Source organism: Halomonas sp. ANAO-440, from assembly GCF_019915905.1.
GTDB classification, from domain to species: Bacteria; Pseudomonadota; Gammaproteobacteria; order Pseudomonadales; family Halomonadaceae; genus Halomonas; species Halomonas chromatireducens.
On the sequence record NZ_JAHXBV010000024.1, the window covers coordinates 128,890 to 146,556 of the forward strand.

Here is a 17,667-nt window from a genome sequence, read left to right on the forward strand (position 1 = left end):
CCATCGTCGCGGACGGTGAGGTCGTGAGCGAACTGCCGACCATCACCACTCCGGGTGGTAACACGCTGCAGATCACCGGCTACAACGCCGAGACGGGCGAAGTCAGCTACAGCTACACCCTCAACAACGCCAAGACTCACGATGCCGGTGAGGATGACCTGGAGCAGAGCTTCGCCATCTTCGTCCAGGACCTGGACGGCAGCGACGCGACCAGTGATTTGACCGTCCAGATTCTCGACGACGCCCCGATTGCCGTCGACGACAGTGACAGTGTGGCGGCCGGTGAATTCACGCTGGAGGAAGAAGGCAACCTGCTCGAGAACGACCAGCAGGGCGCCGACGGTGCGCGTATCACTGACGTTGACGGCACCGAAGTCCCGGCCGAGGGCACGGTCGACATCACCGGCGAGTACGGCGTGCTGACCGTGGCCGCCGACGGCACTTACAGCTACGTGCGTAACGAAGGCACCCCGGGCGGGGTGAGCGACAGCTTCACCTATACGCTGACTGATAGTGACGACGATACCGATACCGCCACTCTGACCATTAATATCGGCGATGCCCCGGTCACCATCGACAACCCGGCCGAAACCGATGGCTTCCACGTGGTGGTCAACGAAGCCTGGCTGCCGGATGGCACCGCCACGGGTGAAGGCGACCTGACCCAGAGCGGCAGCTTCACCGTTACCGCCCCGGACGGCGTGCAGACCCTGACCGTGGGTGGTGAGGCCATCGTCGCGGACGGTGAGGTCGTGAGCGAACTGCCGACCATCACCACCGAAAGCGGAAACACCCTGGTCATTACCGGCTATACCGCAAACGGTAACGGTGGCTATACCGTCACTTACGAATACACCCTCAGCACCAACAAGGACCACGAGCAGCCGGACAACGACGAGTCGCTGACCCAGTCGTTCGAGATCGTGCTGGAGGATACTGATGGCGACAGTGCCAGCAGCAACCTGACAGTCAAAATTATCGACGACGAGCCCGAGTTCGGCACACCAGAGGACGTATCACTTGGCTTGCAGGATGGCAGTACGGTAACCGGTGATCTTGATCTGACCATTGGTGCCGACCTGGATGGGGCTCAGATCTCAAGTGCCAGCCTGTTTTCCGACGGGCAGGGCTATGTCCAGGTGCGTTATGAGGAAGGTGGGGAGGAGGCCACGACCTACCTGACTTCGGGTGGAAAGAAACTGGTTTTCGAGTTCGATGTCGAGGATCAGAAACTCATCGCTTTCAAGGAAGGCGATACTTCCAGCGATCCGGTACTCACCATCGACATGAGCGTCGACAGCAATCAATACGTCGTCAACGTTCACCAACCCCTTGATGCGGTGGCCAAGCAGTTCCAGACTGATGGTATTTCGCACTCCCAGGGAGGCATCAGTGGTTCGATGTCACTGAGCGAAGAAAATCTGGATGTGAGCTTTACCGCCAAGAACGGATCGGTGAACTGGTCGAATAACAGTATCGGTGTTAATAATCCGGCGATTACCGGAAGCCAAGAACTTACTGCACAGTTTAATCAGTTCCTGGCCCAACTGACGGTTAAGTTGCCGAGTCAAGGCAATCAAGAGCCCGGTGCCGTCGGGTGGACTGTCTTTAATACTGAAACAGGTCAGGAAACATCCGGTAACGGATTGACTGTCAGTGCTGACTTTTCCTTCAATAAAGTGACGTTCTCAAATAACGGTAGCGGTGGCTCCTACGGCATCGGTGGCTTCGCAGGTGAGTTCCTCGATGCAGAGCTCGACTTTACGCTGCCTGTCGATGTGGTTGCGGTAGATGGTGATGGCGATACTACGAACGGCTCGTTTGACATCAGCTTCGAGCCTGACGCTGCACCGGAGCTGCCCGAACTGCCAACTATCCTGGGTCTGACCGACAGTGATATCACCGTCAATGAAAAATACCTCGAAGGTGGCACTGCCCAAGGGGACGGCGACGCGTCGGATATGGGTAGCTTCATTCTCTACGCGCCGGAAGGTGTCGAGGCGCTGCTGATTGCCGGAACCATGGTTTCCGGCGATGGCGAGCAGCAAGGTGACAAAGTCAAGCTAAGCCTGGCTGATCTTCAGGCGCTGACCGTTGGCAACTCTATTGTGATTGAGACACCTCAGGGCAATACATTGACCCTGACCGGCTATGATGCTGGAACCGGTGAGGTGAGCTACAACTTCGAGCTGGGAGGTGCCGTCGACCACGATGATGGCGAGGATCGCAACGAGCTCGCGAAGGAGGGCATTCAGCTCGAGTTGGTGGATGATCTTGGCAATATTGCCTACGGTTCGGTCGACGTGGTCATCATCGACGATGTGCCCGGCGAATTTGAGGGTAGTGATGTTATTCAAGTGCCCATCAGCGAGGTCATCGTAGGTGACTGGGCCGCTGGTTGGATCAATATCAATACCACTAATGGGCAGTTCAACGCCGAAGACCTTGATAGCGATGATTTCAAGGATTTGATTTCCTGGGGTACGCCTGCAGGGGGGTCTGAAGGTTCTAACTACGTCTTTGAAGATAACGAAGACCTTCGCGATCTGGAGACAGGGGAGGTTGATCAAACCTTTGTGCTCGGAACGTTTACGCACAATAACTTCCCGATCTTTGCTGATGGAGGCGTGCTTCAGTCAGTTGACCTGACCATGGAGTTCACCATCGTGATTGATGGTGTGCCTACACAGGTGACGCATACCATCAATATCGAGCACGATGAAACGCCAAATTATGATCGCTGGGGGAACCCGCTGCCTCCCGAAGAAGCTGCGGATATTGTGACTATTTCCAATGCCACCACCCAGGTCAGTATTGAGGTAGGCGATCGTGAGTACCTCTTCGAGATTCTTGGCTTCAAGCGCGTTGGAGAGCCGGATGGCGAACCCGTCAGCGAAGTGATCACTTTCGAGGATGCTTCCAACAGCTTCGAACTGGTTGGGCGTATCTCTTCAACCGATGATCTCCCGGTGCTGAGTGGCCAGATTGAAGATCCGTTCTGGGGTGCCGACGGTCCGGATGAAGACGAGCCATTGTTGTGGTCGACGACTTCAGGTGAGCAGGCTGTTGCGGAAGGCGAAACGCTATCGATCGAAGGTCAGTACGGTACGCTCATCGTCAGCGCCGATGGCAGCTACACCTATGAGGTCAGCCGCGATACACGCGACACCATGAACATCGGTGAAGACAAGGAGGATGTGTTTACCTACTACCTTCAGGATGCCGATGGAGACCGTGTGCCGTCGACGCTGACCATCACCCTGGAAGGCGCGGTCAACTCCATTGAACTGGATAGCCAGCAGGCCAACGCCGAGATCAACAGCGAGACCGTAACACCGGATCCGGTGCCCGCAGGTTCGATTGAGGGTGGTGGCACTATTCAGACAGCGTGGAATACACATGGGAACGGCGTTGAGGATACGTGGGAGAGCGAAACCTTCACGGTCGACGAGGGTGGTAAAGGTAGCTTCAGCTTTACCGCCGAACTGTCGTCACCGGGTAGCAGTTCGGCCTCTCTCGCGTGGCACCTGGAGAAGAAGGATGGCAACGGTGAGTGGCAGCCGGTCGAGGGTGTGGGCGGAGCCGTGGGCTCAGGCACTCATTCGGTGGAGGACTTGGAGTCTGGCGAGTACCAGGCAGTCTTTGAGGCTGAGGCGAGTGGCCGTAGTGGTAATTTCCTTTTTGGCTATTCCTACCCCTCGGTGAGTGTCGGTGGGCTTGACTCTGAGTTCCAACCCGATATTTATGAAGAGCTTTCTATTAGCCCGTTTGACGGCAACGTGCTCGCTGGTGCCACTCCGGGCTCCATCAACTCAACGCTGAGCGTCAAACTGCCTGGCGGCGAGTGGCAGGAGATTGGCAACAGTGGCCTGACGCTTGAGGGTGACTACGGCTCCCTGGTGATTCAGAAGGATGGCAGCTATGTCTATACACCGGAAGCGAATGCTGACTTCGTTGGCGAGTCAGAGGCCTTCGAGCTCAAGCTGACGCACCCTGCGGGCGAGTCAGTGACGGCCACGCTCACCATCGAGATCGGAGGCAATGCTCAGCCGACCGGTAATGAAGGGCCAGAACTGCAGGCAACAGGATTTGGCCTGTTTGCACTGGAGGACTTGGAGGCTCTTGAAAGCCAGTCTGGCGATGACCCTGACGAAAACGACCAGGCGGTATCGAGTGATGATGCCTTGGAGGGTGGTGAGGAAGAAGTGCTCAATGCCTCAGATGAAGAACAGGCCTTTGATGACGATGAGGACTCTGATGAAGATGTTGACACTGAAAAGGCCGACAACGACCTGGACCAGCCCGAAGAGGTTGATGACAGCGAGGAATCCATCCCGGTAGTCGCTGATTCGCCATCTGACTCCAATTCAGTTTCTGAGCCGGATGACGAGGGGTCTGTTGATGAGAAGGCAGATTCAAGTGATTTGCTCACCGCGTCTGAACTCCTGGACGAAAGCGAAGAGCTTCTGAAAGGTGAGGGCAGTGAATCGGCCCATGACAACGGCGAGCCCAAGGTAGATGACTTGCCGCCTGCTCAGGTGCACGGACCGAGCTATGAAGAGATCAACACAAGCACCAACAGCGTTGATCAATAATCTAGCCCGCTCTATTTGCTAGCGTTAGCCCCGCCCGGTATGCCGAGGCGGGGCTTTTTGTTAACCTGAAGAAAACGTGATGGAGTGGCCTAGATATACATCAAACGCGACGAGTCGAATCAAGTCGTTCAGGCCAGTCGTAATGCAATCGCCGATTGCAATGCGTTCGTTTCCGGCGACGAGCCGTGGCGAGTATACGGTCCCCGCGACATGGGATATGGCCTTCGTGGCTTCGACAACTCGCACCCGACTAAGTGATCGTGCTGGAGAGCTTAAGAAGCGGCCTTGAGGAGCTGAAGCCCGGTTTCAATGCCCATGGACCTTCCTGAAGGGAGGCGCCCCGGTCCATCTCTAGGCCGACACTGCCACTCATTTTTTCTTCTCACCTGTACTTCAGTCCAATATCGCGCCGCTGGCCTTGGCGCATACTTGGGATCAAGCACGCCCCTCCAAGCTATGGTCTGTTTGGCCGTGGCGAGCCTCGTTTCATGCATGACCATTGGCGAGGTATCCCGTTATGTCTATTGCAACCGTTCTATCCATCTCCGGTCAGGCCTGGGCTCGCGATGCCTCGGGCAACCTGCGTGAGCTGCGTGAAGGTGACACGCTGCAGGTAGGAGAAACCGTGGTGACATCTCAAGGAGGGGGTATACAGCTCGACTTCGCTGATAATCTGGAGCCTACTCTGATCGAGGGTGGCGAGCAGGTCGTCATGAGCCCTGAGTTGGAGGAGGGCCAGCCTGTCGAAGCAAGTGATTTCGCAGCATTCGACGAGGATCTTGAAGCCATTCTGGCCGCGCTGGACGACGACACCGTCGATCTGCTCGACCTTCTCGATGCACCGGCTGCGGGCGCCGGTGCTGGGGGTGGTGCAGACGGTGGTCACTCCTTCGTGCGCCTGGCACGCATCGCTGAAAACATTGATCCACTGGCATTCGAGTTTGGCATTGCCGATCTAGGTGCTGCGCCGGAAGAGGAAGGTGGCTTCTTTGCGCTTGCTGAAGAGGTGGAGCTCGAAGAACCTGAACCGGATCCCGACCCCGACCCCGACCCGATCCCGGATCCCGACCCCGACCCGATCCCGGATCCCGACCCGATCCCTGACCCTGACCCCGACCCGATCCCGGATCCCGACCCGATCCCGGATCCCGACCCGATCCCGGATCCCGACCCGATCCCTGACCCTGACCCCGACCCGATCCCGGATCCCGACCCGATCCCGGATCCCGACCCGACCCCGGATCCCGACCCGATCCCGGATCCCGATCCTGTCATTACAGCAAGCATCACTATCGATCAGATTGCCGATGACGACATCATCAATTCAGAAGAGGCCGAACAGCCATTCACTACCGTGAGCGGCACGGTGGGCGGTGACGTGGTGGCCGGCGATGAAGTCACGCTGACGGTGAATGGCAACACTTACACCACTATTGTGGTGGATGATGGCGAAGGCAACCTGACCTACAGCGTCGAGGTGTTGACGGCGGATCTGATCGCTGACAACACCATTGAGGCTAGCGTGACGGCCACCGATGAAGCGGGCAACAGTGCGACGGCCACGGCAACCCGTGATATCTCTGTGGTGACCGAAATCGAGGCGAGTATCACCATCGATTCTATTGCCGGTGACGATGTCATCGATTCAGAAGAGGCGGAACAAGAGTTCACTACCGTGAGCGGCACCGTGGGTGGTGACGTGGTGGCCGGCGATGAAGTCACGCTGACGGTGAATGGCAACACTTACACCACTATTGTGGTGGATGATGGCGAAGGCAGCCTGACCTACAGCGTCGAGGTGTTGACGACGGATCTGATCGCTGACAACACCGTTGAGGCTAGCGTGACGGCCACCGATGAAGCGGGCAACAGTGCGACGGCCATGGCAACGCGTGATATCACGCTTGATCTGGAAGATCCGGATAACCTCCTGCCCCATGGTATCTCCCATGTCCTGTTCCTTATTGCACAGGACGAAGAAGTGATTGCCGTAAAGATCGAGTATAGCGGACCGGATATCCTGGACCCGGGCCATCCTGAGGGCTATTTTGCTTGGCTTGAAAACGAGTACGGGGGAGAAGTTTCCGGCTACTACATCAAGGCGGCAACTAACTTCTACGATAGCAACGGGAATGTCATTGACCCGGCCAGTGAGGGGCTTGGAGGCTACCTGACACCGAATGGCAATAGCTTCGGTGGCAGCAACGTGGTTGAAGCCCAGGGCGCTGTGTACGATTTTGTACCAGAGGGAGGCATTGAAGAGGACTCCTTTGAGAGCGATGCAATTGTCATGGCGTTTACTACCGATGCTGCCGATGAGAACGAAGACCCCGGCGTGAAGGAAGGAGAGACTGAGCCCCTGGAGGAAGACGATCTCCTGGGCAAAGATGATCAGCTCTTGCTAACCGGGGACGACGATCCCCCTGAAGAGTCGTCGGTAGTCAGGGAACTTGATCCAGCCGAGGCGGTGGCGAGCTATATTCCCGGGCCGGATGAGATCATCATAAACTCCAACCCGACGGAATAACCTTCAGCCGACCATCAGGGACTCGCCCTGCCTGGAGACACCAGGCAGGGCTTTTGTTACCCTGCGTAAAGATCCTTGAAGGGCAGAACCATGTTCATCAAACGCGACGAGTCGGGTCAGGTCGTTCAGGTCAGCCGCGAGGCGACCGCCGAGTGCAAGGAATTCGTGCCGCCATGCTCACCGGAGCTGCAGGCCTTCGTTTCCGATGACGAAGACGTGGAGAGCATGGCCCTTTCCAAGTCGGACCTTGCCTTCGTGCGGGTGCTCGAGGACGTCATCAACGTGCTGATGGACAAGAGCGTGATCAGTTTTACCGATCTGCCCGAACCCGCCCAGCAGAAGCTGATGGAGCGCCAGTCGCTGCGCAAGCGGTTGAATAGCGTTGGCTTGATGTCCGAGAGCGATGACGACAGCGGCGTGATCTAACGCTTTTGCTTTACCTGATTACGCATAAGACTCCGCAGGCGCCTGGTGGAGGCCGCCGCGTTGGCGGTGATCGTTGGCGTTGGCAATACCGCCGGGAGTCCTTCGGCCTCCAGTCGTGAGCTGAAGCTTCCTCCTACAGCGGCGTGGCAACGTTGGTAGAGATAGCAGCTGTTGGAGCGCTGGTCCCCATCGCGACTGGCGCCGATAGGCGCCTCGGCGGAGGCTGAAAGGTTGGTTGTTGTCGCGAATACCGGCAACACCGCCGGGAGGCCTGCGGCCTCCAGTCGTGAGCTGAAGCTTCCTCCTACAGCGGCGTGGCAACATCAGTTTACTTTAAGAACAGCCGGCGCAAGTGCCGGCTGTCGGTCGTTCAGGGTATCTGCCTTTGGGAGCGCTATTCTCCTGCATCCTGATTCTGGTCTTGGCGAACGCCCGGGCCGGTCACGCCATCCATCCCCAATTCGAAGAGCGTATTGGCTGCGGCACGGGATGTCACGCCCTCGGCAATCGCCATGATGCCAAGTGAATGGGCGAGGGTACACATGCCACGTAGCAGGCTCTGCTGCTGGCTTTGATTCTCGATGTCCTGGCTCAGCGAGCCGTCGATTTTCATGAAGGTCAGTCCCAGGTCCTGGAGCCCCTCGATCTTGCCGAACTGGGTGCTGACGTGTTCGAGGCCCATCCGGCAGCCCAGTGGCAGCAGCTCCTTGCACAGGTGCTGTAGCGCCTTGGGTTGTTGCATGGCGACTGATTGCGGGAGCTCGAACCACAGCCGGGAGGCGCAGTCCGGGCGGGAGCGAATTCGTGTGAGCAGCTCACTGACGAAGCGGCCGTCTCGCAACGAATGCGCCGAGAGGTTGATGCCGACAGGCTTGCCGCTTGTCTCGGTGTCCTTCAGGGCCGCCGATACCACGGCCAGGTCCAGTTCTGCCGACATGGCCAGGCGCGATACCCAGGGCAGGAACACGCCGGCCGGCTGCCACTCTTCCTTCAGGCGCAGCCGGGAGGGTACCTCGTGGTGGATCAGGTGCCCCTTGGGATCGAGAACGGGGTAGTGGGCCAGAAAGACGCCTTGGTCAAGCGCCTGTTTCAGCGCCTTGCGCCACTCTTCATGGCTGGTGTAGAGCACGCTGCTGGCAGGCACGCTCAGTATTACCTGGCCATTCTGCTCCTGGCTCTCGGCTGCAGAAAGTGCACCGTCCAGGCTTGCCAGCAGCTTGGCCCGGCTCTCTCCCTGGGTGTATTCACACAGGGCGGAAGGTAGCGAAATCGCATCATCGTGCTCGCCCGAAAGGCCTTCAAGGCATGTCTTCAGCTCCCTGCCGAGGGATTCAAGGTCATGGTGACGCGGCACGATCAGCGCAAAATCGCTGCCGTTCAGTCTTCCTACCTTGCCGTCTCCGGAGAGATGACCCAGCTGTTTCAGGCTGCGGGCCACTTTGGCCAATAGAGCGTCGGTCGCGTTATGACCAAGCTGCTGATTGACTTCGGCCAGGCGGGCCACCCGTACCAGGGCGAGTGTGCCGCTGGCATCATCGCTGTCGCTGTTAAGATGTGCCTGTAGCTGATCGAGGAAAGGGCCACGTGTGGGTATCGCCGTAACGGAATCGTGCTGCATCCGCCGACGCAACTGGTCGAGCTTGTCGCTCTCTTCTCCCAGCATCTGTCGCACGGCGCCTGATAGCCGGTTCATGGCCTGTACCACCTCGCGCAGCTCCAGGGTCCTGGGTTCCCTTGCCGTGGCGAAGCGGCGCTCGCCGATGGCCTGCGCCTGGGAGACCACATCGCGGAGAGGGAGGCGAATTGTGCGGACGATCCAGCTCGCCAGCAGTAAACTGATCACGCCGGCAATGGCAAACCAGCCGGCCAGTTCGAGGCTGCTTCGCCAGAGTGAGCGGTAGGCAAAGCTGTGCTGACTTTCCAGCTCAAGCGTACCGAACTGCTGCCAGCCATCCTGTATGACGGCCTGGCCGGCTGGGATATCGAAGCGGACCAGTTCGACGAACCAGCCCGGCACGTCTTCGATGTGGTCGTTGGCAATGCGTTGTTCGATGACTTCGCCTTCGGGGTCACGAAGTTCGATGCGTCGATAGTGCCCGGTGTCGAACTGAGCGGCCAGCAGTAGCTCCAGGATGACTGGGTCCTTCTCCATCTGGCTCATGGAAAGCGCCAGCGCATTGGCGTTGTCGGTATTCTTGATGCGGATTTCCTGCTCGATATAGTGGCGGCTGCTCGTCACGCCGATGAGCAGGCTGCCGACGAACGCCAGCAGCAGCAGTACCACGATGGTCAGCCAGAGCTGCTTGATCAGTGACATCTCGGTTATTCCTCCGCCTGGGGTTGGTACCCCTGTTTTTTATGTCGACCGCTTTTCCGAATCATCCAATGAACCCCTGTTCCTGCATTCGTCCGATCACGCTTCTCCAGCGCGACAGCCTGGCTACCGGGTCCGCGCGTGACTGGGTGGACTCACCGGCCCACAGGCCTTCACTGTTGAAGCTGAAGACGGGATCCAGGTCGGTGCGCTGGGTGGCCGGCGTGATGGATGGCACCAGGTTGTCCAGCACCAACGGCACGGCGCTGGGGCGCTCGTAATAGCCGAGCACCATATGTGCCTGAACGATCTGGCTACGGCCGATGCGGGCGCGAACATAGATCATGCGCAGGCGGTCGCCGGGCACGCCAAGCTCCTTGAGGGAGACGTACTTGGCGATGGAGTAGTCCTCGCAGTCGCCCTGTCCCTGACCCATTGTCTCCAGCGGCGTGGCCCAGTGGTCCTCTGCGCCCCAGTTGTCGATGTCGTCCACCCAGCGCACCCGGCGATTGAAGAAGTCGTTGACCTCCCGCAGCTGTGTGTCGAGGTGGGCGCCGCTCAATCGGTCCAGTAGTGAAAACCAATCTTCCAGGATGCGCAGCCCCTGCTGGCCGTACAAGCGCTGCATGCTCTCGCGCAACCTGCTGCGGTTGATGCGCGCCTCGAGCGGTGCCGGCTTGAGGCCTAGCCCGGCGGCCAGCAACAGAGACCCAAGGCCCGCCAGAAAGTGGCGGCGACCGGGCCTGAAAGCGTGTCGGTTATATCCATGGGGCATCTGGGGTGCCGGAATGTTTAACAATGTAATGCTGCGTTTCAATGAGTATAGAGGAGTGAAGGAAGTAGGACGACCCGCGTGATGATCATCATGCGAAGGTATGCCGAGCGATGTGCTTTCACGCAATGACTAGCCCTTGCCGGGCCCCTGCCATACCCTGAGCCGACCGATCCAGTCCAGGTCCCGAGAAGCATGGCGCAGCTCGTTGGCAGCGTCATCCAGGCTCTGGTTAGGAGGTAGCTGGCGTACATAGATCGAGACATCGACCTGATTGTCGAGATAGTGAAGGTCGAGAGCAACACGAGTCTGCCATACCGTGCAGCGCGACCAGACGCCATCTAGCACGCCCTCCACATCGCGGCGCAGCGGCAGGCCGGGTCGCAGGCTATGCTCGGTTTCCCCGGCATCGTCTTCGGGGTCGATATGGAAGGTGACATCGGCCAGGTTGGAAAAGTTGTCCCGCAGCCTGCGGCTCACGGCATTGCCGATCTCGTGGGCCTCCGAGACGGTCAGCCGCGGGGCGACGACGATATGCAGGTCGAGAAGGGTCTGGCTGCCCAGCGAGCGGGTGCGCAGGTCGTGGATGCCGTGAACGCCGGGCACTGCAGCGGCCACGGTCTGCATCGCGTCACGGTCTTCCTCTGGAAGAGCCGTATCGATCAGCTCCCGGCTGGACTCCCATAATAGGCGACCCCCCACCTGGCCGACCATGATGCCGACCACGATGGCGGCGACAGCGTCCACCCAGCCGGCACCGAGCTGAGCCGCGATCAGAGCGATCAATACCACCACGGTGGATAGGGCGTCCGAGCGGGAGTGCCAGGCGTTGGCTTCCAGCAGACGCGAATTGACGCGCTTGGCGATTCGCAGCGTGTAGCGGAAGATCCACTCCTTGGCGAGCAGGGCGATGACGGCAACGCCGATCGCCCAGATGCCGGGGGCGGAAATCGGCTCGCCGACCAGCAGGCGAGTGAGGCTGGCCCAGGCGATACCGCCGGCCACGAAGATCAGCACGCTGCCGAGCCAGAGGGTGGCGAGGGTCTCGATGCGGCCGTGGCCGTAGGGGTGGTTGCTGTCCGGGGCCTGACGACCGAAATGCGTGGCGGCCAGGACGAAGCCGTCGGTCACCAGGTCGGAGAACGAGTGGATGCCGTCGGCGACCAGCGCCGCGGAGCCCACCAGCCAGCCGGCAATGATCTTCATCAGCCCCACGACCAGATCGACCATGGCGCCGACCAGGGTGGCCTTGTGGGCCTCCCGGGTCTGGGCGCCGGTGTCGGTAGGGGGGCTATTCAACTCTCATCCTTCAACTGTCCTGCCTTGTTGCGCACGGGGTTGGCGTATTGGGCCAGCCACCAGGGGCGTAGTTCGGCGGGGACGTCGTTCAGGCGTGCCTGGAAGCGTGCCCGGTCGACGTCACTGACCTCGCTCATGTCCAGCAGCTCCGGCGCATCGCCCATCGCCTCTAGGGCGAGGTAGTGGCTGGGGAACAGGTGATAGCCGGATATCACCTGACGGTCTATCTCGGCGGCAACGGCCTCCGGCGTATCGAAGCTGGCTCCCAGCGGTTCGCCGAAGCGCAGTTGCACCCGGCCCTTGTGGCCTGTGATCCCGGCCACGATGGACTGGATGTCTTCGAACTCGCTCTTGGCATAACCGCCCTGGCTATGTATGGCGTGCAGCTCCCGGGCCTTCTGTACGTCACAGGGGTCGTACTCGTAGCTGATCGATACCGGTACCATGCGCAGTTCGGCGATCGCTTCACCGATCGGGGCCTTGCGGTCCTCCTGCCGCCGGGCCATGGTCAGCATCTTGATGATGGCGGGGTCCGTGCGGTCGATGCCATCCTTGGCCCGCCCCTCGCGCTGGGCCATCCAGATCGAGTGGTTGTCCTCGGTGATGCAGTGTCGGATATAAGCGGAGAGTGACTGGAATGCGGCCAGCATGGCGCGCTTCCCGCGCAGGGCCCGGGGAACGATGAAGCTCTTGTTGAGCCGCATCAGGTCGGTCACGTAGGGCTTCTTCAGCAGATTGTCGCCAATGGCGATACGGACCGTATCGCGGCCGGCGCGATGAAGGCCGTAGTTGACGAAGGCCGGGTCGAGCGAGATGTCGCGGTGGTTGCCGATGAACAGGTAGGCCGTATCCGGTGCCAGGTGTTCCAGCCCCTCGACCCGAAGATCATCGGTGGAGGTGCGGATCATCCGCTCCATGTAGTAGGCCACGCGCATCTGAAAGTCGTGAACGCTGGCAACGCCACGGGTCTCCCGGCGAATGGCGTAGGAGGCGATGGCGCGGGCCAGCGCGGGCAGCAGCCGGTTGAGGCGCGGTAGCCGATAACGCGTCAGGGCGTCGAGCAGCTCCCGGTTGCTGGCCAGTCGGGCCAGCACCTCGGCGACTTCGCTGTCCTCATAGGGTCGAATGTCGGCCCAGGGGTCCTGTTCCGGTGCTGGCGTGACGTTTTGCGGTTCAGTCATCGTCGTCTTCTGGTTGACTGGATCGATCATGCGCTGCCCTGCAGCGACGCAGTAGAGGCTTCTCCATCCAGCCAGCCGATCAGTTGCTCGATCTCATCGGCGAGAGTCTGGGTCATCAGCATGAAGTCTGCCTCCAGTCTCACGATGGCGTCGCCATCGTCTTCGGTTTCATTGGCCTCGTCGATCAGTGCATCGCTGAAGCGCAGGGACTTCAGGGTCAGGTCGTCGTGCAGAACGAAGCTTAGCCGGCCTTCGATCTCCAGGGCCAGTCGGCTGGCCTGGCGGCCTGCCGCCAGCAGCTGCTGGATCTCGTCGCTGTCCAGGTCGACTTGGCGCGCGCGCAGCACCCCGTCGTCGCCCTTGGCCTTGAGTTCGACCTGATCGCCAAGCTGCATGCTGGCCGGGCGAGAGTCTTCTTCGGCAAGCCACTGCGTCATGGCACGCATCGGCAGTGTCTGGGTGGCAAGCGGTGTCACCTTGAGGCTGCCCAGGGTCTCGCGCAGCAGGTCGAGTACTTCTTCGGCGCGTGTGCGAGAACTGCTGTTGATCGCGATCAGGTTGCGCCGCGTATCCCACCACAGGTCGACCTTCTGGCTGCGAATGAAGGCGCGAGGCAGCAGCTCTTCATAGACCTGCTCCTTGAGTTCCTGCTTTTCCTTTCGGCGCAGTTTTCGTCCTTCCCGTGCCTCGATGTCGGCGCCACGCTCCTCGACCTCCTCACGAACCACTCCGGCCGGCAGCAGGCGCTCCTGGCGCAGGACCGTCATCAGCCGCTGCCCCTGCAGTTCGTGAAGCAGTGCCGTACCGGCACGGCCCGCCGGCGGGCACCAGCCCAGGCGGCGAGCTTCGCTGCTGCCGGGCAGGCGCGCCGCCTGTTCGGCCAGCGCCGTTTCCAGGTCGGCTGCCGGGATCGCCGCTGACTCATGCAGGCGGTAAAGGTGCAAGTGCTTGAACCACATGGCGCATTCCCTGAGCAAAAAGGACGCATATTATGGCCAAGGGGAGGCGGGGGTTCCAGTGCTGTAGGAGTTGATGAGCAACACAGATTCAAACTCTTGTTTGAATGTGGGCAGCTGAGGGGCCTAGAATCGGGGTTGATCTCTACCCGCTTCAAGGAGGAGCAACAATGGATTCCCGACTCTCTCGCGTCACCCTGCGCGTTCGTGGCTATCACCTGGATGGCTATGGCCACGTCAACAATGCCCGTTACCTGGAATTCCTCGAAGAGGGGCGCTGGGGCTACTTCGACGATCGGCCCGACGTCGCTCGTCCATTCGCCAGCGGCAACCCCGCCCTGGTGGCAGTCAACCTCAACATCAACTACCGCCTGGCAGCGGTGGCGGGGGATGACCTGGAGGTGCATACGCGCCTGGCCGAGCTGGGCAGTCGAAGCGCGCGCATGCATCAGGAGATCCGGCGGGTTCGTGACGACAAGCTGGTGGTCGACGCCGACCTCACCTTCGTGCTGCTCGATGTGAAGGCCAACCGGCCCCTTGCCATCGAAGGCGAGCTGCATGAACTTCTGGCGCCCCTTGTCATGGAGGATTAAAGACGATTGGGGAGCGGGGAGGAGCTCGAGTCGGAACACGCATGTGGCTGGCTGAGCGTAAGGCTGGGTTATTTCCGTCTGATCCGTGAAAGCCTCCCGCTGCCTTTGCGCTGTCCGCGATGGTATGATGTCAGGCTGAAATGGCGCGCCATGCTCTTGCACAAGGACGCGCCAACCTGCTGCAGTGCAAAGGATTCGACGACCCATGGGTGACATCGCCAGAGAAATTCTGCCAGTCAACATCGAGGACGAACTCAAGCAGTCGTACCTCGACTACGCGATGAGCGTGATCATAGGCCGTGCGCTGCCGGACGTGCGCGATGGCCTCAAGCCGGTGCACCGGCGCGTGCTGTTCGCCATGCACGAGCTCAGCAACGATTGGAACAAGCCTTACAAGAAGTCGGCCCGCGTGGTCGGTGATGTCATCGGTAAATACCACCCCCACGGTGACAGCGCGGTCTATGACACCATCGTCCGCATGGCCCAGCACTTCTCCATGCGCCACGTGCTGGTGGATGGCCAGGGCAACTTCGGTTCCATCGATGGCGACAACGCCGCTGCCATGCGTTACACCGAGGTGCGCATGGCCCGGCTTGCCCATGAGCTGCTGGCCGACCTCGAAAAGGACACCGTCGACTGGGTCGACAACTACGACGGTACCGAACGCATCCCCGATGTGCTGCCCACCAAGGTGCCCAACCTGCTGATCAACGGCTCTTCGGGCATCGCCGTGGGCATGGCGACCAATATTCCACCGCACAACATGGTGGAGATCATCAGCGGCTGCCTGGCGCTGATCGATGACTACACCCTCTCCGTCGACGACCTGATGGAGTACATCCCGGGGCCCGACTTCCCCACCGGCGCCATCATCAACGGCAAGGCCGGCATCCTCGAGGCCTACCGCACCGGCCGCGGGCGCATCTATGTGCGCGCCTGCCACACCATCGAGCATGACGACAAGAGCGGTCGCGACCATATCATCGTCACCGAGCTTCCGTATCAGGTGAACAAGGCGCGGCTGATCGAGAAGATCGCCGAGCTGGTGAAAGAGAAGAAGATAGAAGGCATCGCCGAGCTGCGCGACGAGTCCGACAAGGACGGCCTGCGGGTGGTGATCGAGGTCAAGCGCGGTGAATCCGGCGAGGTGGTGGTCAACAACCTCTTCGCCCAGACCCAGCTGCAGAATGTCTTCGGCATCAATATGGTTGCCATCGAGGATGGTCAGCCGAAGATCCTCAATCTCAAGGAGATCCTCGAGGCCTTCATTCGCCACCGCCGCGAAGTGGTCACCCGCCGGACCCTGTTCGAGTTGAAGAAGGCCCGCGAGCGCGGTCATCTCCTCGAGGGCCTGGCGGTGGCCATCTCCAACATCGACGAGGTGATCGAACTGATCAAAGCCTCGCCGAGTGCCGCCGAGGCCAAGGAGAAGCTGCTGGATAAGGTCTGGCAGCCAGGGCAGGTCACCGACATGCTGGAACGTGCCGGCGCCACGTCGTGCAAGCCGGAGGAGCTGGAAGAGGGCTTCGGTCTCAACCAGACCGGCAGCGAATACCGCCTTTCACCGGCCCAGGCTCAGGCGATACTCGAACTGCGCCTGCATCGCCTGACCGGGCTCGAGACCGAGAAGCTGCTCGACGAGTATCTTGGCATTCTCGAACGAATCGCCGAGCTTACCGCTATTCTCGCCTCCAGCGAGCGTTTGCTCGAAGTAATCCGCGAGGAACTGGCCGCCGTGCGTGACCAGTTCGGCGACCCGCGCCGCACCGAGATCCAGGCCAGCCATCTCGACCTGTCCATCGAGGACCTGATCGCCGAGGAAGACATGGTGGTCACGGTCTCGCGTACCGGCTATGCCAAGACCCAGCCGCTCTCCGACTATCAGGCCCAGCGTCGCGGTGGCCGCGGCAAGTCGGCGACTGCCATGAAGGACGAGGACGTCATCGAGCACCTTCTGGTGGCCTCGACCCACGATACCGTGCTGCTGTTCTCCAACAAGGGCAAGGTGTACTGGCTCAAGGTCTACGAGATGCCCAACGCCAGCCGTGGCTCCCGTGGCAAGCCGCTGGTCAACATGCTGCCGCTGGACGAAGGCGAGGCGATCAATGCCATCCTGCCAGTGCGCGACTACCGGGCTGACAGCTACATCTTCTTTGCCACCGCCAAGGGTACCGTCAAGCGTACCAGCCTCGACCAGTTCTCCCGGCCGCGTAGCGTCGGCCTGATCGCCATCGACCTGGAAGAGGACGACCGCCTGGTGGGGGCTGCCATCACCAGCGGCTCCGACCACGCCATGCTGCTGTCGTCCAACGGCAAGGCGATTCGCTTCGAGGAAGGCAACGTGCGTTCCATGGGGCGCACCGCTCGCGGCGTGCGTGGGATGCGCCTGCTCGATGGCGCCGAGGTGATCAGCCTGATCATTCCCCAGAGCCAGCAGATCGACGCCGAGGCGGATGCCGAAGTCGAAGCCGAGGAGGGTGCCGAGCACACAACCACCAACGGCAACGGCGGCCAGATCTATATCCTCACCGCCAGCGAGAACGGCTACGGCAAGCGTACCCGCCTCGAGGAGTTTCCGCTGCGCGGCCGTGGCGGCCAGGGCGTGATCGCCATGCAGACCAGCGAGCGCAACGGTTCGCTGGTTGCCGCCATGCAGGTTTACTCGGCCGACGAGATGATGCTGATCACCGACAGGGGCACCCTGGTGCGTACCCGGGTCGATGAGGTCTCGATCACGTCGCGCAACACCCAGGGCGTGATGCTGATCCGTCTCGGCGAGAACGAGAAGCTGGTCAAGACCGTACGCATCGACGAGCCCGAGGAGGTCGAGAGCGAATCCATCGAGGGTGAATACGAAGAGACAGCACCGTCCGATGGACCGGATTCGCCGGAGCAGGGTGCGGATGAGAATGGCACCATGGACGAGACCAAAAACGACGAGTAAAGGCCTGCCGCGCCATGCCGAGCGATGAGCGCCGGGGACCAGTCGAAGCGAGGGTCTTTT

10 protein-coding genes are annotated in these 17,667 nt (G+C 60.5%); 5 read left to right on the top strand and 5 right to left on the bottom strand.

Annotated features, from left to right (window positions below):
* Nucleotides 1-23 precede the first annotated feature (23 nt).
* The 3 genes from KZO25_RS15950 (at nt 24) to KZO25_RS15960 (ending at nt 7,548) form a co-directional block, all read left to right on the top strand.
* Nucleotides 24-4,595 (top strand): BapA/Bap/LapF family large adhesin, encoded by a 4,572-nt coding sequence (locus KZO25_RS15950; RefSeq protein ID WP_223137724.1) that lies wholly within the window; start codon nt 24-26, stop codon nt 4,593-4,595.
* Between the two features lie 517 nt (nt 4,596-5,112).
* Nucleotides 5,113-7,122, top strand: coding sequence for a retention module-containing protein (locus tag KZO25_RS15955; RefSeq protein WP_223137725.1), 2,010 nt, complete (start codon nt 5,113-5,115; stop codon nt 7,120-7,122).
* Nucleotides 7,123-7,212: 90 nt separating this feature from the next.
* The gene (locus KZO25_RS15960; protein ID WP_223137726.1) at nt 7,213-7,548 is read left to right on the top strand and encodes a tryptophan synthase subunit beta like protein; all 336 of its coding nucleotides are present in this window, start codon (nt 7,213-7,215) and stop codon (nt 7,546-7,548) included.
* A gap of 394 nt (nt 7,549-7,942) precedes the next feature.
* On the opposite strand, the gene KZO25_RS15965 is transcribed toward KZO25_RS15960, so the two are convergent.
* The 5 genes from KZO25_RS15965 to KZO25_RS15985 all read right to left on the bottom strand — a co-directional run bounded on the left by KZO25_RS15965 (nt 7,943) and on the right by KZO25_RS15985 (nt 14,073).
* Nucleotides 7,943-9,865 (bottom strand): EAL domain-containing protein, encoded by a 1,923-nt coding sequence (locus KZO25_RS15965; protein ID WP_223137727.1) that lies wholly within the window; start codon nt 9,863-9,865, stop codon nt 7,943-7,945.
* Between the two features lie 61 nt (nt 9,866-9,926).
* Nucleotides 9,927-10,637: a transglutaminase-like cysteine peptidase gene (locus tag KZO25_RS15970; protein ID WP_223137728.1), complete on the bottom strand. Its 711-nt coding sequence runs from the start codon at nt 10,635-10,637 to the stop codon at nt 9,927-9,929.
* 129 nt (nt 10,638-10,766) lie between these two features.
* Nucleotides 10,767-11,933 (bottom strand): cation diffusion facilitator family transporter, encoded by a 1,167-nt coding sequence (locus KZO25_RS15975; RefSeq protein WP_066447396.1) that lies wholly within the window; start codon nt 11,931-11,933, stop codon nt 10,767-10,769.
* Nucleotides 11,930-13,114 carry a 1-acyl-sn-glycerol-3-phosphate acyltransferase gene (locus KZO25_RS15980; protein WP_223137729.1) on the bottom strand — a complete coding sequence of 395 codons (1,185 nt, stop codon included), beginning with the start codon at nt 13,112-13,114 and terminating at the stop codon, nt 11,930-11,932. Before KZO25_RS15980 ends, KZO25_RS15975 begins: the two co-directional genes overlap by 4 nt.
* Before the next feature lie 26 nt (nt 13,115-13,140).
* A complete protein-coding gene (locus KZO25_RS15985) occupies nt 13,141-14,073 on the bottom strand; it encodes a recombination-associated protein RdgC (protein WP_066447393.1) in 933 nt (310 codons plus the stop codon).
* Nucleotides 14,074-14,240: 167 nt separating this feature from the next.
* Here KZO25_RS15985 and KZO25_RS15990 point away from each other — a divergent pair, with 167 nt between their 5' ends.
* Together KZO25_RS15990 and gyrA are read left to right on the top strand one after the other, a co-directional pair.
* Complete coding sequence (locus tag KZO25_RS15990; protein ID WP_066447391.1) at nt 14,241-14,663, top strand: acyl-CoA thioesterase; 423 nt, start codon at nt 14,241-14,243, stop codon at nt 14,661-14,663.
* A 205-nt stretch (nt 14,664-14,868) separates the two neighbouring features.
* The gene (gene gyrA, locus KZO25_RS15995) at nt 14,869-17,607 is read left to right on the top strand and encodes a DNA gyrase subunit A (RefSeq protein WP_223137730.1); all 2,739 of its coding nucleotides are present in this window, start codon (nt 14,869-14,871) and stop codon (nt 17,605-17,607) included.
* The last annotated feature ends 60 nt before the right edge of the window (nt 17,608-17,667 follow it).